We start from the raw sequence: 21,435 nt of genomic DNA, 5'->3' as shown, positions 1-21,435 counted from the left end.
GCCGCTGGCAAGCAGCGGCCGACACAAAAAACTACCGGCACTACACCTCACGCAATGCCGTTGCTACAGGCAAGCGTGCCGCGCGAATAGCGGGGAAAAACCCGCCGATAAAACCAATTACCGTAGCGAAGATGACACCTTGTATTAGTAAATCTGGCGTAACCGCAAAATCAAATACTACCTGACTAAAGCTGGCAAAATTCAGAGTGGATACTGTGTAACCGTTAAATATCAGATAGACAATAATTGAGCCGATAATACCGCCAACAATCGCCAACACCAAAGATTCAACCAGCGTTGAAATCGCCACCGGCGTTGCGCCAAAACCTATCGCACGCAGAGTTGCAATTTCGCGAGTGCGATTGGCAACTGAGGTGTACATGGTGTTAATCGCACCAAAAATCGCGCCCAACGCCATTAGAAATGCAAGCGGATAGCCCACCATTTTGATGAATTTGCTTAGCGGTTCTGATTGCTCGGCTAAATAGTCCGTTTCTTTTTTTACATCCATATTAAATTTGGGATCAGCCGCAATCGCTTCTTTGATGGCAGAAAAACTATTTTTGTCTGCCACTTTTGCGCGCACAATTTGATAGCTGTTACCGCGGCGATAAGCATTTTGCAAAATTTTGGCATCGCACCACAATTCAGATTCCGCCAAACCACCGCCAGCTTCAAATACACCTACAACCGTCCATTCGGTTTGACCAAATTTCACCACTGATCCCACGTGCAAATTGGCGAACTGCGATTGCGCGCCGCGCCCGACAATCAATTCATTTTTACCCGGTTCAAAATTGCGCCCTTCGATAATCTTGAATGAATTACGCACCGCAAACGCCATAGGTTCAACACCGCGCAACGGCGCATTGGCTGTTGTATCTTTGTTGCGCATGGGAATATCGACGATCACAAATAGCTCCGGCGAACTAATCGGTTTATCGCCATCTTTTGCAATTCCAGGTAGGTTCGCAATCAACTGGGTTTGATCGTAACCCATGCCGCTACTCATCTCCGATGTAGCCCCAGCGCGCATCATAATGACCACATCATCTGCACCGGCACTCACCATAGTGCGCTGAAAACCACTGGCCATAGATAGCACGCCAATAAACACACCCACAACACAGGCCACGCCAAAAACCGCTACCGATGAAGTGCCAATACGCTGCGGTAGATTGCGCAGATTCATCAGCGTCACCGTAATTATTTGTGCAATAAAATTAAACATAATTAACGTCTCCGCAGTGCAGTAACTATGTTGAGGCGCAAGCCTTGTAGCGCGGGAATAATGCCGGTGAGCAAGCCAAATAAAAGCATCAGCCCTACTCCCAATAACATCATCGCCGGCGATAAACTCAGCCCCGGCAAGGTTGCTGCCATTGATGTTGCAGCGCCGCTGATAAAAAATTTCGCCAGCAACAATCCGATTAACCCGCCGATCAATGCGATAACAATCGCTTCCGACAACACCATTAACATAACGGCAACATCGGAAAAGCCCAGGGTTTTTAAAATCGCCAACTCAGGAATTCGCTCGCGAAAAGATTGCGCCATGGTATTGCCCGCAACCAACAGCATAGTGAAAAACACCGCACCTAAAATTAAGGTAGTGATCAGCCCTATATCGCCAAATTGTTTGGCAAAAGATTTGGCAAAATCTTTTTCACTGCTAGTTTTGGTTTCCGCTGGTGAATTGGCAAAGAGCGCATCAACCGCTGCGGCTACTTGCGCTGATTGTTTTGGATCTTCCACCTGAATAATCAACCAGCCTAAGGTTCCCTTACCGTACTGTCGCGCCTCATCAAAATAATCGTAGTGCATCAGCATGGCGCTGGTATCGGCGCTTTTACTTTTTGCTTCGTAAATACCTTCAATGACGAACTCCCATGTGGTGCTGCCATCTTCACGCGGGAACATGCCAATCAAAGGAATGCGATCACCAATTTTCCACTGGAAACGCTCGACTAATGCTTTACCAATCACGACGCCGATGCGATTATTTTTCCATGCCTGCATTTGCTCTTCAGGTAAAGAGATCATCTCTTTATATATTTCAAAATAATCTTCAGCGATGATGGGAAATTGCGGAAATTGGTTTTTAGCATCCTGATAATAGCCACCAAACCAGTTTGCGGATGTCGCCTTCTCGACTCCATCGAGCGCCTGCACTTTTGCCAAGTAGGCTTCCGGCAAAGGTTGGATCAAACTGATTTTATTGATGCTCACCAAGCGATCTTCGCCTGCGATTTCCGCGCCTTGGTCAAAGGCCGCTGCCAAACTGCGTAGCAAACCAAATAACAAAAACGCTATGACAATTGATAGTAAGGTCAAAGTGGTGCGCATTTTTTTGCGCCCTAAATTACTTAACAAAAACTGTAGGTAATACATGATTAATAAGCTCCTGTATTGCCATTCGTATCCATAGTAATCAGCGAACCCTTATCCATATGCCATGTATGGCGCGCGTGATCTGCGGCGCGCGGATCGTGCGTTACCATAATGATGGTTTTTTGTTGCTGCTCATTGAGTGTTTGTAATAGCGAGAGAATTTCATCGGCAGTGGCGCGATCCAAATCACCCGTCGGTTCGTCGCACAACAATAAATCCGGGTCGCTCACCAGTGCGCGGGCGATGGCAACACGCTGCTCCTGACCACCAGACAATTCACTCGGGTAGTGCTTGGCGCGATTGGATAACCCAACCAATTCCAAGGCCGCCGCCACATGCAATTTCCGCTGTTTGCTGGATAAATTGGTCAGCAGCAACGGCAGCTCAACATTTTTTTCAGCGGTTAATACCGGCATCAAATTATAAAACTGGAAGATGAAACCAACATGGCGCGCGCGCCATTTGGTGAGCTGTGAGGATGACATTTGATCCAGCCGCTGGCCGCCAATAATTAATTCACCGGCAGTGGGTTTATCCAAACCGCCGAGCAAATTCAGCAGTGTGGTTTTGCCAGAGCCAGATGGCCCCATAAGCGCGAGAAAATCGCCGCGACGAATATCCAGATTGAGATCAGCAAGCACACTGACCTGCTCTTTACCTTTTTTATATGCCTTGGAAATACCTTTTAATTGCACCAAAAGCTCATCGGAAACCTGTGATTGAGTTGCAAGCGATGACGTCATAAATCCTCCATATATAGGCAAGAGTGCCACAGAAAAGATAAATTAAAATTATTTGCAAAATAAAGATAGAACAACTGACAACGAAAAATCGAAATGTAAAAAATCAAACAGAAAAGCGATTTAAAGGAAAATCAAAAAAAGAAAAGCAGTAGAAAACTTACGAAAACTTTTATTTTTATTTAATTGCGCTGGCTCACTGCGCCAGCGCCTTTTAAAACTTAAATTACTTCAACCCCAGCGGTTATTGCAGCTCAATCTCGGAGCCATCTTCCAAGTCCGGCGGAATCACCACCACAAAATCTTCACCTGCACGCAGACCAGTGGCGACATAAACGTCAGTGCCATAGCTGGCGTTAAGCGTAACTTTGCGCAACTCTGCCACACCATCTTTTACTACAAATAAAAATTTCTCTTCGCCTTCCGAGCGTACCGCAGTAATCGGCACACGCACACCTAGCGGCTCTTTTGGTTTTTCTTCTTCAACTGGCTCGGCATTCATAAATGCCACTTTCACGCCCATATCAGGAAGGATGCGCGCATCGCCCACTTGAAAACCAATGCGCACTTTTACTGTGGCTTTTTGGCGATCTGCAGCAGGAATAATCGCAATTACCTTGGCAGGAATTTTCCAGTCGGGATAAGCCTCCAGCGTCGCTTGCACAAATTGATCGACACGCACACGCTGGATATAGGATTCATTGACATCCACTTCGATTTCCAAAGAGTTCATGTCGACAATGGTGCAAATACCCGTGCGGGTAAAGCCGCCGCCAGCAGAAATCGGTGAAATCATTTCGCCCGGCTGTGAATCTTTACTGATCACCACACCTTTAAATGGCGCGCGCAGAGTCAGGTCATCCAAATTTTGTTGCTGTAGCGCCAAACGTTTTTCGCTTACGGTGATATCGGCTTTGCGCGCATCCAGTTGCGCACGCAGGGATTCAAAATCCGCGCGCGCTTTATCCAACGCTGCAGCGCTGACTAGTTGCTTGCGCGCCAATTCGGTATTGCGCTCCAGCGTTAATTTCGCCTCGGTTAAACGCGCCTGGGTTTCTGCCACTTGGGTTTTGGCGGAGTGCAATTCAGCTTTGCTTAGCTCGTAGGATTTAATCGTATTGGAATCATCCAAACGCGCGACTATTTGATCCTGCTCGACTTGTTGGCCTTCTTCGATGTAAATCTCAGCCACTTTTCCAGTCACTTTGGAGGAGACAGTTGCGGTGCGGCGCGCGACTACATAACCGGTTGCATCCAACACCCGCGCTGATGATGAATCTGGCACTGCCATACGCGCCATTTCCACTTGTACTTTTACTGGCGCTGGCTCGCTCAGCATATTCACCGCCACCACTATGGCAGCAGCCACGGCGGCAATCGCAATCCAGATGCGCGCCTTGTTGGTGTCATCAGGCACTTGGTCGCGGTTAATGCGTAATTGCGAAAGGAGTTCGTCTTTATTCGTCACAATATGCTCTGCTCGTTATCGACTGGAAAACAAAAGGGTATGCAGGGCATTATCATTCAATAACGGCGCCCGAGCCTAGGGGTTTTCGTATTCCAGTGACTGTCCTTACCTGTGGTGTGTTCTTATTGGGAATAGAGTAGTCGCGGCAGCTCTGCGACGACAACAATCAATGTCATCAGAAAGCTATGACATTGATCATAAAATCGCCGCAACAATTCACCTTAACGACAGTAAAGAGAGGATTAGAGCGCAGGTTTAAAGCCTGCCATTTCCGCAGGCAAGATGGGATTTTTAAGGGTGATCATGCTTCTCGCGGGCAAATCGACTTGTTGTAAATCTGCTGCAAAGTAGCGATTAAAAATTGCGTCCAATTCACCATTCGTTTGAATTGCCAGCAAGCCCTGCGCAACTCGCTCAGCCAGCGCTTTGTTATTCGGATTGACGTAAAACACCAGCGGGAAGGGATAAAACACTAATAGCGAAGACTCGATTATCAACTTGCCAGATTTGGCCGCGCGCTCGGCAAATACACCGCTCACTTCATTTGCACCGAAGGTCACATAATCGAATTCATTATTTTCCAAACGTACAAACAAATCATCAAAGCTACCCTTCTCTTCCACCTTGTAACCATTTTGGCGAAACAATTCGGCATCGGCCCAAGTGGCGGGAATTCCCATACGCAGCGACTGCAATTGTGCGGGGATTTGATTGCGGCGAATTTTGCTTTATCTGCAGCGCGAATAATCAGAATGCGATAACCGAGCAGACCTTTCATCAGCGGTTGAGGAATCAGAATTTTCGGCTCATCGGCCAATTTTGTATTGCCCGCGACTGTGCCAAAAATATCAAAACCTTTTTTGCTAAACACACTGGCTTCATCGGCGGCTGCGGGGTAATCAGTTTTATCTTCTTGCAAATTCCATTTGCCAAAATGTGCTTGAGTCGCGACAAGTGCAGCCTCCAAAACCTCGCGCTCATATTGCTGACGCGATGCAGTTTTATTGCCGTTCCATAATTTGATTGATGTGACTTTATTCGCGCTGGCTTTTTCGGTTTCGGCATTAGCGCCGATTGAAGCAAACAAGGTGCAGAGAAATAGTAGAGAGAAAAATCGACCTGCCATGATTGTGCTGCCTTATTGTTTTTGATGAAGGTAGATCATCGCCCGATCTACCTTCAACATCCAGTCCCACCTTTGGCTGGGCAGAATCTGGAACAACAAGATAAGCAATTAACCCAGCGCTTCTTCCAAAGTAACCAACAATCGGCTCCAAGCGCGCTCGGCTTGAGCTTCGTTGTATACACGTGAATCCGGCGGACACCAGCCGTGTAGCGCGCCTTTGTAGACTTCAATTTCGGCTTTTAACCCTGCGCTCGCAAAACTGCTGGCGAGGGTTTCTTTTGCTTTTGGATCGCGCTGATCGTCGTTTTCGGCAACGGCGATTAAGAAGCGGGCTTTCATTTTGGGGATTAATAAATGCGGGCTGTTTTCTGCATCGGTCGCGAGGCCACCGCCGTGGAAACTCGCAGCAGCGCCTATGCGCTCGGGGATAGCTGCTGCGGTGCGCATCACAATTGGGCCACCCATGCAGTAACCGGTGGTGCCGATTTTTTTGCTGGTATCGACAGCTTTTTGTTGATCCAAAAACTGCACAAAAGCTTTGGCATCGATCACATTGGTTTCGGGGCTGAGAGTTTGCGCTAGAGCCATTACAGTCGCGCGGGTATCAGGATCATCAAAGCTCGCGCCTACTCCCACCACCGGTGCTTTTTGGGTGCGGTAATAAGGATTGACCACCAGCACCGAGTAACCACTTTCGGCGAGGCGCTTGCCCATCATTTCAAACGCGGGGCGCAGGCCGAGAATATCCGGCCAGATCAATACTGCAGGATGCTTACCATCGGACGGGTGAACAAAATAGGCATCGGCTTCGCCATCGGGAGTTTTGATGGTGACATAGGATTGAGTGACAGCCTTGGCGTTGGCGCTCATCGGCAGATACATCATCAAACCAACACCGAGCATACCGGTGACAAACTGGCGGCGATTTATCTGCGAGTGAGTTTTGAAATAGTCTTCGTTTTCCTGAAAGTTATGCTCGTCACACATGGATTTAGCTCCCGATAAAAGTAATCTCCCCTAACCCCTCTTTTTCAAAGAGGGGAACCTGTGACCCCCAGCTCATCTTTAATAAATAGGAACCTGCAACTCCATTTTCTGTGCGGGAGGGAACCAATAGCTCCTCCCTTTGAAAAAGGGAGGCTGGGAGGGATTCACTTTTAGCGCCTCAAGACGCCAGCGAGAACATCCATCCCACCACCGCAGCCGCTATCACCACCCCCACCACAAAACGCACCAGACTGGCGGATTGCATGGGCGCACTAATCGGCGCGATTGCTTTGCCATGAAGCATAGACGCTGTGAGGTTTTGGCGGCGCCAAATGAGGTAATAGACGATGGCGATGATATGCAGCGCGATAAACGCCAGCAGTACATTGAAAGTGATTTCATGCCATTCGGTGACCATGCGGCTGGTTTTGAATTTGAGGTAATCAGAAAAGGGGCCACCGTCGAAGCCATCGACATCGATAGCAAATAAGCCCAAACCGATTTGCAGCAACACCACAAATAGCAGCGCCAATACGCTGTAACCGCCGAGCGGATTGTGGCCGGAAGATGCAGGCTGATCGCGTCGCCCCAGGGTTTTCAGGTAAGCAATAACCGCACTCGGTTTGCGTACAAAATTACTGAAGCGCGCGGTGCTGCTGCCAAAAAAGCCCCAGTAAATACGAAACACCACCACCCCCAAGAGGGCATAGGCGCAATAGCTGTGAGTGACTATGTCGTGCTGTTCAGCAGTCCACCAGCAGGCGGCAATCAGAATCACCATCGACCAGTGGCAAATGCGCACTGGCCAATCCCACAGGCGTTGTGTGACGGCCGCAGCCGTCAGCGGGGCAGATGAAGTCATGGAGATTAATCAGCGCGGAAACTGTTGTGGCAAGAACCGCAGCTGTCTTTTACCGCCATAAATTGGGTTTTGATGGCAGCAATGTCGGTGCCTTTTGTCGCAGCCGCCAAGGCTTTACTGGCAGCGATAAAGTCATCGCTCGCTTTGCTGAATTTTTCCGGATTTTTCCAGATGTAAGGCAGTGCATCGGTTTTGCCTGCTTCCGGGCCGCTACCTTCAGGGAACCAGCCGGGAACTTTTACCGCCAAGGCAGCGATAACGTCGGCGTTTTTGTCGATTTTGGCGATATCCGGCGCATCGCTTTTCAGCTGGCCGTTGATCGCTTTCATGGCGCCGCCCATATCTTCAAAGCCTTCGTGACGCTCATGCATCACTTCTTTTTGCGCAAACGCAGATGCGGCGCACACAGCAGCCAATACACCCGCACAGGCGATACGAACAGATTTATGGGACAGGGTTTTAAAAACGTTATTCATCTTTTTTATCCTTAGGGTTTAAAAGAGTGTTTAAAGAAACACATCGGCAAACTCGGTCTTGGCTCTAAATTCCTCGACTTTTGCGAGGTCTTTTGGAGTCTGCCCCTTGGCATCGGCAATATCAATACGCGCGCCATGTTTTGACAGAACTTTAAACAATTCATGCAGTTGCGGATTAGTCAGCGGCAAATAAGAGGCGCCATTCATCAAGCTCAGCAGCGGCGTTTGCCCCTGTTTGTTGGTGACATTCATATTGGGCGCGAGAAGAAATGCCTGCTCTAAGGTTGCCGGATCAGTCACTACTGCCGCCATCACCAGATTGGTGCCGTCCTCAATACTAAATTTCGTATCTGCCCCCGCCGCCACAAGGATTTTCATGATCTCAGGTGCTCCCTTTTCCACCGCCAAAAACAGCGGCGACTTGGGATAGGTAATGTAAGGGCGAGCAGTGAAGTTCACCTCGTAGCGCCAAACCACTTGGGATGTGCCAGTCAGCGCATTGGGGTTAGCACCCTTTTCCAACAGCAGCGACACCAACTGCGGCTGCTTGGCGAGTACCGCCGCGTGCAGCAGCAAATTGCCATTGCGGTCGTAAGTATTTAAATCAACGCCATGATTGATCAGCACTTCCGCGATTTCATACTGCTTGCGATACATCGCCATCTGCACCATTGAAGTACCGTCCGGCGCTTTATAGGCGATGTCGCTACCCGCTTCGATCAATGCAAGCGGCGCTTCCGGGTTGCTGCTCATAAGCGCAAACATCAGCGGGCTAAAACCTTTTTTGGTGATGCGATTGGCATCTGCTCCGGCTTTCACCAGCAGCTTGATGTTCTCCACCTGCCCTTTGGCTGCCGCCCACATGAGCGGCGATTGACCGGTCTCATCGACAGCATCTACTACCGCGCCCTTTTCCAGCAGGCGCGCCACGATTTCCGGGCTGGAGTTGCCCGCGCAGAGTGCGAGTGGCGTAACGCCGGTGGCAGTGGCGCGATTCACATTGGCACCTGCATCCAGCAGCGCCGCAACTATGCTCGGCTCACCGCGCTGGCAGGCAGTCACGAGCGGACTGAAATTGGGGATGGAAGTGATGGCGTCCGGCTTGGCACCTGCTTTTAACAAGCTAACCACCAATTCCGGATTCTGACTGTCTGCCGCCCAAGCTAGCGGCAGCGAACCATCAGGCAAAGCCTGATTGGGATTGGCACCATCGTCCAGCGCTTGCTGCAATTTGGCCGCATCCCCCAGATGCAGCGCCTGCATCAAACGCTCATGGTCGCTCGGCGATTTGGCGCCCACGACACCAGCGTAAAGTGAGAGCGTTAATGCTGCGCCACTCACTGATAGAGCTAACAATTTATTCACGTTTTACCTCGTTAGTTCGATGCCCAGCGGCTAAACCATCAATGTTTTGCTTACACCATCAACGTTTTAATAGTGCCGGTGCTGTCGCCAAAGCTGTCCGCAGGCACGCCCATCTGTTGCATCAGCGATAGCATCAGGTTGGCCATAGGCGTGTGCTTGGCTTCGGCAATATGGCGATTACCGCGAATGCCGCCACCCGCGACTATCGCCGGCAGGTTCATATTGTCGTGGTCATTGGGCTCACCGAGGCTCGCTCCCGCCATCACAAAAGTGTTGTCGAGCAGGCTGCGCTCGCCATCGGCGGTAGCGGCCATACGGTCGAGCATGTAGGCCAGCTGCTCCATGTGGTAGCGGTCGATTTTCACCAGCTTGGCGATTTTCGCCTCGTCGCCGCCGTGGTGACTGAGGCTGTGGTGCGAGTCAGGCACGCCGATTTCGGCATAGGCGCGGTTGCTCAGTTCGCGCCCGAGCATAAAGGTGGATACGCGCGTCATATCGCTTTGCAGCGCGAGGATTTGCAAATCCACCATGATGCGCACGTGTTCTTCAAAGGATTCAGGAATGCCGGCGGGCAGCAGCAGTTTGCTGGTATCCACCGACTGGCTCTGTTGGCTGGCTTTCTGGATGCGGCGCTCTACGGTGCGGATCGAATCCAGATACTCCTCCAACTTACGGCGATCATTCGCACCCAAGCGTGGCGATAAGCGCGCGGCATCTTCCATCACAAAATCGAGAATACTGGCCTTGGTTGCGAGCTGGGCTTTGCGCGCCTGCTCGTCCATGCCCGAGGTATCGCCAAACAGCCGCTCAAACACATCGCCCGGTTTTACCGCGACCGGCAAAGGCGAGGTCGGGCTGCGCCAGGAGAGCGTATTGGTGTAGGTGCAGCTGTAGCCTACATCGCAACTGCCAAGCAGGCTGGGCGGCTCAATGCCCAACTCCAGCGAGGCGAATTGGGTGTGATGGCCAATATGGTTGGCGATCACCTGATCCATTGAAATGCCGCAGTAAATGTCTGCCCCCTCGGTGCGTTTGGGGTGCGCGCCAGTCAGATAGGCGCCGCAACTGCGGCCGTGGCTGCCGGGACCATCACCCAGTGCATTGGCGTTGTAATGCGCGAGGCCAGAGATCACCGAAAACCTGTCTTTGTGGCGCGCAAGCGGCTCCAGCAAAGGGCTGAGCTGATAGTTAGTGCCCACTTGCGCGGGAGTAAACTGATCCATACGCATGCCGTTGGGGGAATAAAACACGCTCAGGCGCTTGGGGCGATTGTCCATCGCCGTGTTCGCCAAGGCCGATGGGATTAGCGATTCCATCAGCGGCAACGTGACCGCAGCACCCACACCACGAAGAAGACCGCGACGACTAAGAGAAAAGTTTTTACTCATGGCTAGGTACCATCCGATAGTTGAAAGGTTGGCTGTTGAGAATTCCCCAAATAATGCTGTGAATGGCGTAGTTGTCTGCACTCGCCTGCGCCACGATTTTGCGCAGCTGCGGCTGGTCGCTCGGCTCTACACCGCGGCCGAGCGCGTAAGTCAGCAAACGCTCGGTAAAGGCACCGGCAAACTGGTGCTTGCGCTCCATAAGCACATCTTGCAAGCCAAATAGCCCTTCAAATTCGGTGCCATCAGGCATATTGGTGCGCACATCAATCGGGCGACCGGCATCCAGCAGACGGAAACGCCCGACTGCATCGTATTTCTCCAGCGCCAGACCGAGCGGATCCATCTTCACATGGCAAGAGGAACAGGCCGGATCTTCACTGTGTTGTGCCAGTTGTTCGCGCGCGTTGAGTGCTTTGCCGCCCTTATCCTGTGCTTTAAGTGCCGGAATATCTGGCGGCGGTGGTGGCGGTGGCGAAGCCAGCAGGTTGTCGAGAATCCACTTGCCGCGGCGCACTACCGAGGTGTGATTGGAGTAAGAGGTTACGGTGAGGATACTGCCCTGCCCGAGCAGGCCGCCGCGCATGGAATCTGGCGCTAGGGCGACCTTGCGGAAGGCTGGCCCCTGCACACCGGCGATACCGTAATGCTTGGCCAAACGCTCGTTGAGGAAGGTGTAGTCGCTCTTGATAAAGTCGAGGATGCTGGCGTTGTCGCGCAGGATCGAGGTGAAAAACAGCTCGGTCTCGCGCTTCATGGCGGCGCGCAGCGGTGCATCAAACTCGGGGAACTCCTTCACGTCCGGGCGCTGGAATTCGAGGTTGCGCAGGTATAGCCACTGGCCAGCAAAGTTCTGCTCCAGCGCCAGCGCGCGGTCATCGGCCAGCATGCGAGTCACTTGTTGTTTCAATACTTCCGGCTCGCGCAGTTTTCCTTTTTCAGCGAGCAGCAGCAGTTCTTCGTCCGGCAAGCTGCTCCATAAAAACAATGCGAGGCGCGCTGCGTATTCGGTATCGGTGATTAGATGCATATCGCCGGGTTTGCTACCGGCAGGGTCAGACTCATGCAGGAACAAAAAGCCGGGCGATACCAAAATCGCCTGAATTGCCGCCGCTATGCCCTGCTCAAATCCAGCCGACTGTTCGGCCTGTTCGTAGACTTTCATTAAACGGTCAATGTCCACTTCCGTCACCGGGCGGCGATAGGCTTGCTGCGCGAGACTGCCGAGGATTTTGCGCGCGCAATAGGCTTCATCAAGCGGCCAAAAGCGCGGCATACAGTTGAAGATTTTGGCGCGGCTGGGCGTATCGCCTGCGCCCGCAACCTCATAGGGGCCAGCGACGTTGATCTCCAACACATCGCGCGGGAAGTTCTTTTGCGCAAAGCGCGGCGACATGTAATAAGACGGCACCTGGGTATCGCCCACACGCGCACCATCGACGATAAAGTCCAGCGTCAGCTCGGTCGGCGCTTCGGTTGGCAGCGGCACTTCTTCGGTGTTGTTGCGCAGGATTTGCACCTGTTCATCCAGCGCCAGCTGCTTGCGGAAACTCATGCCGATACTGTGCGGCCCAGCCGCAAGTGGCACCCGCAGGCTGACGCGGTTGTCATCCAAGCGATCCACTTCGTTGTTGGTATTGGCGTTCAAATAAGCGCTGATTTCGTAGATGCCATCGTAGGGCGCGTAGTACTCAAAGGCACCTCCGCCGCGCGAATCCAGTGGCAAGTCCGTGCTCATGCGCTCATCCACCGAGGGCACGCCTTGGTTCAGAATCGAACCGTCTTTGGGCAGTTGATAAGTGATGGTCGATGGCTGGGTCGAACCCACGCCTACCGCCAGACGGCTCACCTTGCCCGCCACCGCCATATAGCGATCCATAAGCGTGGGCGAAACCGAAAGCACATCGGCGATATTGTCGAAGCCGTAGCCGGTATCGTCAGTCGGCAGCGCTTCACTCACATTTACATCCAAATCGAGCAGATCGCGCACCGCGTTGTTGTACTCAGTGCGATTCAAGCGGCGCAGAGTCGCGCGGCCGGCGTTGGGGTGAGCCTCGGCATAGCCATCAAGCGAGCTTTGCAGCCAGCCGGTAAAACCCGCCAGCTCATCCGCCTTGGGTTGCGGGCGCGATGCAGGCGGCATTTCGCGCCGCTCGGTCACACGCAAAATCGCCTCCCACTCCTTCAAACCTTTTCCTTGGGCGATGTCGTTAAAGTCGATATCCTCAAACGACAAATTGCCCGACAGCCGCTCATCGTTATGGCAGCGGGAGCAATGTTTATCCAGAAAGGCTTCTGCCTCTGCCATTGCAGGTGTCGCATGGGCAGCATTCCCGCCAAGCATTACCAGCGGCACCCCCATCACAGCTAAAAAACGGTTGATTACAGCCATAATTCTTCTTTTTTGCCCCTGAACTTGCTTCGCCCAAGACGAAACCAATAGGTGAATTTGGGTGACAAAACACACAGCCCAGAAAGAGCAAAAAGCAGTCCAATTACATGACCAAATAGTCAATTTTTGTAAGCAATATGGTTTTATCCATAAAAATCAAAAGGATAAATATCGATAATTGTTAGCGAGGGGAACAATCTTTAACGGAGACAAATGCTAAGAAATAAAAAATGCACCAGCGCGGTTTAGGCGACTGGTGCATTGGGGTGGAGCTATGAGCTAAAAGCGGGCAGATATCCGCCTTAAATTAACGCCCTTTAACCACTGCTGGCGGAATCCATTGACGATTCACAATCACTTGCTCTGGCCAATAAGCGCGGATGTAAATCGAGAATTCGCCTTTGGGCGATGGCAACCAGTTGGCGGCCTTGACAGGATCTTTCGGTTTCTTATGTGAAAGATAGATGGTCAGCGACCCATCTTGAGCGAAATTCAGATCCTTGTTTTTGGTACCCACTGAATAGCGATTGATGTCATTGGGTTCAAAGAAGTGCTCCTTGTTATACATGGTGAGCGACCAGAAACCCTTGACCGGCACACCACCCTCGGGAAAGGTGATGGTGTAATCATTTTTGCCGTTCAAACGTTTACCATCCGGCCCCAAGTCCAGCGCGTAATACATGGTCTCGTTAGGCGCGTTAGAGAAGATGTTAGCTTTGGCCGCCGACATACGGGTGAGGTAATCCGTTCCCCATTGCGCCGCGTTAACCTGCATTGTCCAGCCCGTTGGCAAACGCAGCCCCTGATTGCGCCATTCAAAGAGTTGCGCTTTGATCATGTCCTTCTCGGTTGTTTGCGCAACTTCTTTTAACACGTCCATCACCGCCGGATCGCGTTTCGCAGCGGCAAGCAGGCTACGCGCCTGAGTGTAGATCGCCTCCTCACCCGGCAGTGGAGGAACCTCATCCAGCAGGGTTGGCAATAGATCAAAGAAGCCATCCGGATCTACCCACTGGGTTTCTCCGGAACTGCCCGCTGCTGCGGGGAACTTCGGCAGTTTGCTCCAATCGGTGATTTTCACTTTGCCATCAAATTTCGACAGTGGATAAACGCCAATGCCGTTGATCAACGGCTGGATTGCCTGCTTGTCTTGTGGCGTGTCGTCAACGAACAGGCGCGGCAATACAAAACCACCCTGAGTCGGCGAGCGGAATACCGCCTCAATCCCCTTGGGTACGGTGCCCTTCCAGTCTGGGCCTACCAGCAGGTAAAAACCGGGCTTGCTGTTATACATACTGCCCAATTTTCCGAAGCCATCAGTGCGCTGATCTGCCAATTGGAATACCCAGAAGCGCTTGCCAAAATCCGGCACCTGCACAACAACAGGTTCCTTATCCAGCCGCAGCGTGGACATGCCGTAGACCACATCCTGATTTGGCGCGGCGACAAAGCGCTGCGCCGGATCAAGGTAATCCGTTAGCATCGACAAGTGATTATTGGGCGCCACCGGAAGAATCCCGCCTTGCAAACCCGGCTCTGGTGCCTTGCCGATAGTCACAATTCGGTTGTGGGTGTTGGCCATAGGCCAACCCCACAAATAGATAAACTCTGCTTGTAAACGCGCATAGTCCAGCGGCATGGTAGTGCCTTCCGGTGTGCCGGGAATCGACGCAGCCGGTGTGGTATTTACCGCGGGCACGGTTGGTGTGTCGGCAAATATCATCGATGCTTGGCTCATCGCCATAACTCCCGTCAGCGTTGCAGCCGCCAATTTCTTAATCTTCATGACTCACTCCTTAAATCCGTTGTTTACTCGATAACAAAAGTAGGGCCATTTTTATTGATGTACTCAATGGCTGATTCTTTGGAATCCGGCAGGTAAAAACGGAATAGCGCAGCAAAAGGCACAGAGGTTTCCAGATTATTTTTCTTGCCGGGTGAGTTGAAATTGATGGTGTAAGTGCCGTCAGCATTAGGCTCGGCTTGGGTATTGGAGATGGCAGAAATATCCTTCGCCAACCAGCCTTCTTCGTTATAAATAGTGACTGACCAGAAGCCGCCGCGCTCCGTTTGGATTGAAGGCGGTGTAAAGGTCACGCTCGCTGGCTGAATCTTGCCATCGACGATTTTGGACTTGTTCACAAATGGCCAGTAAGCCGCATCTGGCAAGCCCAGTCCGCCCCAACCATAGGCAGTGCCGTAGAGGTGATCCTGTGGGCGTGAAAGGTAAGGCGTTCCGTTCACGTAGCGGGTGTGGGTCAGCGCACCGCTCTTAACATCTTTCACCAAGGCCGCGCGGATTTCTTCGGTCTTTTTCAATGGCAATACAAAGTCCGGGCTCACATAAGGCTTGGCCGATTTAGCTTCGATAGTTGCCAGTTTTTGCAGACGTAATGTCTCTTTAATACCGCCTTTGTCGTCCGTCAGAATCGGTACACGCATATTCAGGTAAACGTGAGTACCGTAGGTCAAATCGTCGGGGGTGATGGTGATGGACTCACCCGCATAGATCACACCGGCGACATAGTTCTGCATATCGATCACTTGAATGATCTGATAGTGATTACCTTTCGGCAGCGTAAAGGTCGCGCCCTCGCTCACATCCACCACCGCACTGGCATAGATGCCATCCTGATTCTCACGAATCACCTGCTGGGTTTTTACGCGGCTCAAATCGCTCTGATAAGCCCACTTGTTAATCGGCGCTTTGGCAAGGCTGCGCTTAAAGTTGAAATCACTCTCCGACACTTTGTACACATAGTCAGGGACGCCAAAATCGGCCGGCGTTTTGACTTTGTACCCAGGTGCAATATCCGCATGCGCTTGCATGACCAGAGCAGCAACGCCCAGTATGCCAAAGAGGATGTGGTGCTTTTTCATATCAGTAGTTCCTTTTTTGATGGGTTTAAAACGTGTTTGAAAAATGCGTAGAGGCTTAACTATGAATAGATGGATGAAACGGAAATCAGCATAAAGTAACGCGACACTGCGAAAATTATGTGACGTGAAAATGAGTGTAGACAAATTTATGACAAAAATGGAAAAAGCGATTTGAGGCGACAAAAATGAGCAAAAAAGCCCCGGATGATCGGGGCTATTTGGAATAACAACATTCTCTTGCACAAATTTATTTTGGAAACATGAACACTAAGCCCGCGCGAAAGCCCCAGCCGCGTGGGCCGTTCTCGGTATGTTCGGCGTAGTAGCGAGGGCCAATTTGGAATTGCACTGGCTGGCTGCCGAATTTAGTTACTTTGGAGACAAACATGCCAATGGGAATATTCCACTCTTCCGACTTCCAGTCGTAGGTGGATTCCGCCTGCAGGGTGAAGCTCCACGCGGTTGGCGTGGTGTAGGAAAAGAAGGGTTGGAAGAAGGTTGCGCTTACATCGGCGCGGTCACTTTCACCCGCAAATGACCAGATGTGATTAGCCAGCGCCCCAAACGTCACATGCCCGGCCTGTTTCAACACGACGCCAGTTGGGCCTGCGCCCCATTTTTCTGTGCCGAGCAAATCATCCGTGGCGGTAGGGAGCAAAAACACGGGGCCAACACCCCAGATCAAGCCGCTAGACGTTGGGGCTTTGGGGGAGAAAAACACGCTTTGCACTACATCGCCCAAGCCCGACTCGCCGTTAGTGCCGGGAATCACATCGTCCTGCTGAATCACCGGCACAATGGTGCGCGAAATCAGATTCCAATCTTCTGATATCGAAATAGGAATCACCGGTTGTACATTGAGCGTATAGCGGTGGCCATCGTGCTGCGCGCCCATATCCTGATCATAATTGAGCTGGAATGGCAGACTGATCAATGAGGAGATAGGGTTGGAAAGCTGCTTCGCCAGATCGGCAGCGCCATGATCCTGCGCCATGGAGGGATGTGCGATACACGCCAGCAGCGCTGCACTTGCCACCCAGGTTTTGCGCAATGGGCCGCGCGATTGATTAGCCGAATGATTCTTAGGTTGATCGTTAGCTTGCATGAATTACTCCTTTCAAATTACTACCCAATAAAAGTGCCTAATAAAAAGCCCAAAAAACACTACACCCAACGATAGCCCGAGAAAGACGACAATGCATCTTTACTTGTCTGAATTCAGCCAAAAGTCTGACAAGTTTTGTTTAGCCAATGGCGATTCTGCAAATAACAGCCACACTGTAATGGCGCAATAAATTATATTTATCTTATTAACCTTTCGTTTCAGCGTCCTCATTTCAATTCTTCGCCACTAAAATTCCATGCTAGATATTTTTATCGACTACAACTCCCAGTACAGCCTGATCCAAGGCCATCACAATCCGGCCTTGGTCGCCGTATCCATTCTGGTAGCGATTATCTCCTCGATGATGGCGCTGCAAATCGCCGGTATGGCGCGCGTGGCGCAGGGGCGCTTGCTGCGCCAGATTGCGCTTATCTCCGGCTCCATCGCGCTAGGCGGCGGCATATGGTCTATGCACTTTATCGGCATGCTCGCCTTTGAGCTGGGTACTCATGTTCACTATCACCCATTTATCACCCTCGGCTCCATGCTGCCGTCAGTGCTCGCCTCCTGGGTGGCGCTGCATATGTTGTCGCACAGCAGCATCAGTAAACGGCAATTGGCAATTGGCGGAGTGCTGGTGGGTGCGGGTATAGGGGCGATGCATTACAGCGGCATGGCGGCGATGGATATGGGCGCCACCCTGCTCTACGACCCGCTCTGGTTTATCGCCTCTATTATTGTGGCAGTGGTGATGGCGATGATTGCACTCTGGGTGCGCTTTGGGCTGCACAACCACGGCAAGCTCAACACTACCCGCGCAACACTGTTGAGCGGTGTGATCATGGGCTGCGCGATTGCTGCTATGCATTACACCGGCATGGCGGCGGCGCGTTTTATCGGCACACCCGATGCGCACTTCACCGCTGACAGTAGCCACAGCTTTCTCGCGTTTATTATCAGCGCCATGACCGTTGCCATCAGCCTGTTGGTGATTGCGGGCAATCTGATCCTGCGCTATCGCCAGCTGTATCGCCATATGGTGAAAATCGAGCGCGAGCTGTCATCGCGCGAGCAGCAATATCGCACGCTTATCGCCAATATTCCGGGCGTGACTTTTCGCACTCAGGCAAATGAGCCTTGGCAGGTGATTTTTATCAGCGATGCGATTGAAGCATTAAGCGGCTGGGAAGCGGAAAAATTCTTCGCCCATGAAATTAATCTGGGCGACATAGTTCACCCGGACGATGTTGAGCGCATTTCGCAGGAACTGATTCCTGCACTGGACAATAAAACTGCTTACGTGATCGAGTATCGCATGCGGTGCCGCGACAACAGCGAGCGCTGGGTGACTGAGCGTGCGAGCGGCGTTTACGACGAGAAAGGCAAATTAAAGTGGATCGATGGGGTGATTATCGACATCACCGATTCCAAAGCCATGCAAACTGATTTAGTCGTCGCCAAAGACAGCGCCGAACAGGCTGCAACAGCCAAGGGCATGTTCCTCGCCAATATGAGCCATGAAATTCGCACCCCCATGAACGCGATTATCGGCTTCACCGAATTATTATTGGACTCGCCGCAACAACCGGAACAGCTGCGCCATTTGCAAACCGTTAATCGCTCGGCGCGTTCGTTGTTATCATTGCTCAACGATATTCTCGATACCGCAAAACTGGAGCGCGGCGCCGTCGAGTTGGATACAAAAGCATTTTCACTGCACGAAGCAGTGCAGCAGATCATCAACGAACAAGTTAATCAGGCGCAGAAAAAAGGTCTGCAACTCAGTGTTAACTTTGCAAAAAGCATGCGCGATTTTGTGTTGGGTGATGAACTACGGCTGCGCCAGATTTTGCTCAACCTGATTGGTAATGCGATTAAATTTACCCAGCATGGCAGCGTGACACTGGATATTTCTGAAAAAAATGATCGCGTTATTTTTAAGGTGATCGACACAGGTATCGGAATTCCTGCTGATCGTATCCAACATATTTTTACACCGTTCACTCAAGCCGATGCCTCTATGGCGCGCCGTTTTGGCGGCACAGGTTTGGGCACCACCATCGCTCGCCAACTCACAGAATTAATGGGCGGCAGCATTAATGTCACAAGTGAATTAAACCAAGGCAGTTGTTTTGAAGTAGAGCTGCCGCTGCCAGCAACAGAGGCGATAAAACCTATCTCCGCAGCCACCACAATTTCGCTGCCGATTTTGCACATTCTGATTGCCGATGACGTGCCACAAAATATCGAAGTGTTACAACTCATGCTCACGCGCGATGGCCATCGCACTATCACCGCAAGCAATGGTATGGAAGCATTTGAGCAATTTAAAAAACACAAATTTGATTTGGTATTGATGGACATTCAAATGCCGGAAGTCGATGGTTTACAAGCATGCCGCATGATTCGCCAATGGGAACGAGAACAAGCCGTTGAAGCCACTCCGATTATTGCGCTTACGGCGAGCGTACTGGAGCAAGACCGCAAAGATGCCAGCACTGCGGGCATGAATGGTTTTGCATCTAAACCCATAGTGCGCACTGAATTGCACAATGAAATTGCCCGCTGCCTGGGGCTGATAAAAACCGAAGCCACACCTACGCAAAATAAAAATGAACTCACGCAGGATATTGACTGGCAATCAGCCGAACAGCGCTGGGGAGATCGCACAGCACTCACCAAAGCAATTCAGAGTTTTTTCGCAGACAACACCAAGCCAACTGCATTTTTTATGCAGCCGGAGAATCAACACAAACACCTTGAAGCACAACAAGAAGCGCACCGCATAAAAGGTGCAGCGGCGAATTTGGGCTTAATCAGTTTGATGCAAGTTGCACAGCAAATCGAACAATCGGAAACAATGAATGCAGATTTATTCGAGCAGATGAAAACAGCGTTTGAAAATATCATCGCGCAAATAAAACCAATCGAAACGGATAAAACCAACAGCGCCATTCATCACCAATGGAATCGCGCACTATTAGAAAAATTGTTAGCTGCCTATTCACACGGCACCTTTGACGATGAAGCTTATCGCGAGCTAACGAAAACAATTTCGTCCGAGCATATCGCCCCACTCGAACAAGCGCTGGATCAATTTGATTTTGATCTCGCAGCAAACGTTATTCAGTCATGGATTGACCAAAGCGCATCAGCGCAAGAGGTATAAATGACTATTGCACCGCGTGACACTCGTCCAAAACTTTTATTGGTTGATGATGAACCCGTCAACCTGCAAGTGTTAAAACAAATTTTGCAGCAAGACTATCGCCTGCTGTTTGCGCGCGATGGCGAAAAGGCACTGAGCCTTGCAGAAAACGAGCAACCACAATTAATTTTGTTAGACATTATGATGCCCGGCATCACCGGATTGGAAACCTGCCAGCGTTTAAAACAAAATGCCAAAACGCAGCATATCCCAATTATTTTTGTCACCGCACTAGCCGATACGAACGATGAAACCGAAGGCTTTAAAATGGGTTGTGTGGATTACATTACCAAACCGGTAAGCCCACCGATTGTGCTTGCGCGCGTAAAGGCGCAGTTGTCATTGGTCAGCGTTGAATCGCTGCGCGAGACACGCCTGCAAGTTATTCATCGCCTCGGCCGTGCAGCTGAATACAAAGACAACGAAACCGGCTTGCATGTCATCCGCATGAGCCACTACGCCAAAGAAATTGCGCTCGCTGCGGGCATGAGTGAAATCGATGCGGAAGAATTATTAAACGCAGCGCCCATGCACGACATAGGCAAAATCGGCATCCCCGATGTGATATTGCAAAAACCCGGAAAGCTCACACCAGAAGAATGGGAAATTATGAAAACCCACACCAGCGTCGGCGCAGAAATTATTGGCGAGGACAATTCCAATCTATTAAAAATCGCACGCACGATTGCACTCTGCCACCACGAGAAATGGGACGGCAGCGGCTACCCCAACAGTCTTGCTGGCGATGCCATTCCCATCGAAGCCCGCATAGTCGCCATCGCCGATGTATTCGACGCACTCACCAGCGTCCGCCCTTACAAAAAATCATGGTCAATTGAAGAAGCAACGGCTTATATCGAACAAGAATCCGGTAAACATTTTGATCCGGAATTAGTGAATGCCTTTAATGCCGCGCTGCCAAAAATTCTGAGCATTCGCGCCAATTTGCTGGATGAGTAACCCTGTTTAACTTGCAAGGGTCCGTCGCTTGTAAGAAGGCAAAAACAACAAAGCCCTGAGTTACAGGGCTTTGTTCAATCTTGGTTAACG

The 21,435-nt window shown here is 51.2% G+C and carries 17 protein-coding genes; 2 read left to right on the top strand and 15 right to left on the bottom strand.

Annotated features, from left to right (window positions below; translation table 11 throughout):
- Positions 1–40: 40 nt before the first annotated feature.
- The 15 genes from SPL68_RS05565 to SPL68_RS05495 all read right to left on the bottom strand — a co-directional run bounded on the left by SPL68_RS05565 (position 41) and on the right by SPL68_RS05495 (position 17,177).
- Positions 41–1,231, bottom strand: a complete 1,191-nt coding sequence (locus SPL68_RS05565) for an ABC transporter permease (RefSeq protein ID WP_323814083.1) — start codon at positions 1,229–1,231, stop codon at positions 41–43.
- 2 nt (positions 1,232–1,233) lie between these two features.
- Entirely contained in the window at positions 1,234–2,391 is a 1,158-nt protein-coding gene (locus SPL68_RS05560) for an ABC transporter permease (protein ID WP_323814082.1), read from the bottom strand.
- A 2-nt stretch (positions 2,392–2,393) separates the two neighbouring features.
- Positions 2,394–3,134 carry an ABC transporter ATP-binding protein gene (locus tag SPL68_RS05555; RefSeq protein ID WP_323814081.1) on the bottom strand — a complete coding sequence of 247 codons (741 nt, stop codon included), beginning with the start codon at positions 3,132–3,134 and terminating at the stop codon, positions 2,394–2,396.
- Between the two features lie 241 nt (positions 3,135–3,375).
- Positions 3,376–4,599: an efflux RND transporter periplasmic adaptor subunit gene (locus SPL68_RS05550; protein ID WP_323814080.1), complete on the bottom strand. Its 1,224-nt coding sequence runs from the start codon at positions 4,597–4,599 to the stop codon at positions 3,376–3,378.
- 242 nt (positions 4,600–4,841) lie between these two features.
- Positions 4,842–5,159, bottom strand: coding sequence for a type 2 periplasmic-binding domain-containing protein (locus SPL68_RS05545; protein WP_416377408.1), 318 nt, complete (start codon positions 5,157–5,159; stop codon positions 4,842–4,844).
- Positions 5,156–5,725, bottom strand: coding sequence for a hypothetical protein (locus tag SPL68_RS05540; protein ID WP_323814316.1), 570 nt, complete (start codon positions 5,723–5,725; stop codon positions 5,156–5,158). The genes SPL68_RS05545 and SPL68_RS05540 overlap by 4 nt, the downstream gene beginning before the upstream one ends.
- Positions 5,726–5,833: 108 nt before the next feature.
- On the bottom strand, positions 5,834–6,712 hold the full coding sequence (locus tag SPL68_RS05535; RefSeq protein ID WP_323814079.1) for a dienelactone hydrolase family protein: 879 nt from the start codon (positions 6,710–6,712) through the stop codon (positions 5,834–5,836).
- Positions 6,713–6,890: 178 nt separating this feature from the next.
- Complete coding sequence (locus tag SPL68_RS05530; protein WP_323814078.1) at positions 6,891–7,574, bottom strand: cytochrome b/b6 domain-containing protein; 684 nt, start codon at positions 7,572–7,574, stop codon at positions 6,891–6,893.
- Between the two features lie 5 nt (positions 7,575–7,579).
- Positions 7,580–8,050, bottom strand: a complete 471-nt coding sequence (locus SPL68_RS05525; protein ID WP_323814077.1) for a c-type cytochrome — start codon at positions 8,048–8,050, stop codon at positions 7,580–7,582.
- 30 nt (positions 8,051–8,080) lie between these two features.
- Positions 8,081–9,415 (bottom strand): ankyrin repeat domain-containing protein, encoded by a 1,335-nt coding sequence (locus SPL68_RS05520; RefSeq protein ID WP_323814076.1) that lies wholly within the window; start codon positions 9,413–9,415, stop codon positions 8,081–8,083.
- Between the two features lie 50 nt (positions 9,416–9,465).
- Entirely contained in the window at positions 9,466–10,803 is a 1,338-nt protein-coding gene (locus SPL68_RS05515; RefSeq protein WP_323814075.1) for a DUF1552 domain-containing protein, read from the bottom strand.
- On the bottom strand, positions 10,796–13,144 hold the full coding sequence (locus tag SPL68_RS05510; protein ID WP_323814311.1) for a DUF1592 domain-containing protein: 2,349 nt from the start codon (positions 13,142–13,144) through the stop codon (positions 10,796–10,798). Before SPL68_RS05510 ends, SPL68_RS05515 begins: the two co-directional genes overlap by 8 nt.
- Before the next feature lie 355 nt (positions 13,145–13,499).
- The gene (locus SPL68_RS05505) at positions 13,500–14,978 is read right to left on the bottom strand and encodes a DUF1254 domain-containing protein (protein ID WP_323814074.1); all 1,479 of its coding nucleotides are present in this window, start codon (positions 14,976–14,978) and stop codon (positions 13,500–13,502) included.
- Positions 14,979–15,001: 23 nt separating this feature from the next.
- Positions 15,002–16,072: a DUF1214 domain-containing protein gene (locus SPL68_RS05500; RefSeq protein ID WP_323814073.1), complete on the bottom strand. Its 1,071-nt coding sequence runs from the start codon at positions 16,070–16,072 to the stop codon at positions 15,002–15,004.
- A 247-nt stretch (positions 16,073–16,319) separates the two neighbouring features.
- Positions 16,320–17,177, bottom strand: a complete 858-nt coding sequence (locus SPL68_RS05495) for a transporter (RefSeq protein ID WP_323814072.1) — start codon at positions 17,175–17,177, stop codon at positions 16,320–16,322.
- A gap of 256 nt (positions 17,178–17,433) precedes the next feature.
- Between SPL68_RS05495 and SPL68_RS05490 the strand changes: the two genes are divergently transcribed.
- Both SPL68_RS05490 and SPL68_RS05485 read left to right on the top strand, forming a co-directional pair.
- Positions 17,434–20,346 carry an MHYT domain-containing protein gene (locus SPL68_RS05490; RefSeq protein ID WP_323814071.1) on the top strand — a complete coding sequence of 971 codons (2,913 nt, stop codon included), beginning with the start codon at positions 17,434–17,436 and terminating at the stop codon, positions 20,344–20,346.
- The gene (locus SPL68_RS05485; protein WP_323814070.1) at positions 20,347–21,345 is read left to right on the top strand and encodes a two-component system response regulator; all 999 of its coding nucleotides are present in this window, start codon (positions 20,347–20,349) and stop codon (positions 21,343–21,345) included.
- Positions 21,346–21,435: the final 90 nt, after the last annotated feature.

Origin of the sequence: Cellvibrio chitinivorans (assembly GCF_035117775.1) — a bacterium.
In the GTDB taxonomy this organism is placed as follows: domain Bacteria; phylum Pseudomonadota; class Gammaproteobacteria; order Pseudomonadales; family Cellvibrionaceae; genus Cellvibrio; species Cellvibrio chitinivorans.
The sequence above is the reverse complement of the archived record's forward strand: the minus strand, read 5'-3'. Positions and strand labels throughout refer to the sequence as shown.

Coding starts and splice junctions, on each gene's coding strand:
- SPL68_RS05565 (WP_323814083.1), bottom strand. CDS start 1,231: ATGTTTAATTTTATTGCACAAATAATTACGGTGACGCTGATGAATCTG.
- SPL68_RS05560 (WP_323814082.1), bottom strand. CDS start 2,391: ATGTATTACCTACAGTTTTTGTTAAGTAATTTAGGGCGCAAAAAAATG.
- SPL68_RS05555 (WP_323814081.1), bottom strand. CDS start 3,134: ATGACGTCATCGCTTGCAACTCAATCACAGGTTTCCGATGAGCTTTTG.
- SPL68_RS05540 (WP_323814316.1), bottom strand. CDS start 5,725: ATGGCAGGTCGATTTTTCTCTCTACTATTTCTCTGCACCTTGTTTGCT.
- SPL68_RS05535 (WP_323814079.1), bottom strand. CDS start 6,712: ATGTGTGACGAGCATAACTTTCAGGAAAACGAAGACTATTTCAAAACT.
- SPL68_RS05530 (WP_323814078.1), bottom strand. CDS start 7,574: ATGACTTCATCTGCCCCGCTGACGGCTGCGGCCGTCACACAACGCCTG.
- SPL68_RS05525 (WP_323814077.1), bottom strand. CDS start 8,050: ATGAATAACGTTTTTAAAACCCTGTCCCATAAATCTGTTCGTATCGCC.
- SPL68_RS05515 (WP_323814075.1), bottom strand. CDS start 10,803: ATGAGTAAAAACTTTTCTCTTAGTCGTCGCGGTCTTCTTCGTGGTGTG.
- SPL68_RS05510 (WP_323814311.1), bottom strand. CDS start 13,144: ATGCTTGGCGGGAATGCTGCCCATGCGACACCTGCAATGGCAGAGGCA.
- SPL68_RS05505 (WP_323814074.1), bottom strand. CDS start 14,978: ATGAAGATTAAGAAATTGGCGGCTGCAACGCTGACGGGAGTTATGGCG.
- SPL68_RS05500 (WP_323814073.1), bottom strand. CDS start 16,072: ATGAAAAAGCACCACATCCTCTTTGGCATACTGGGCGTTGCTGCTCTG.
- SPL68_RS05495 (WP_323814072.1), bottom strand. CDS start 17,177: ATGCAAGCTAACGATCAACCTAAGAATCATTCGGCTAATCAATCGCGC.
- SPL68_RS05490 (WP_323814071.1), top strand. CDS start 17,434: ATGCTAGATATTTTTATCGACTACAACTCCCAGTACAGCCTGATCCAA.
- SPL68_RS05485 (WP_323814070.1), top strand. CDS start 20,347: ATGACTATTGCACCGCGTGACACTCGTCCAAAACTTTTATTGGTTGAT.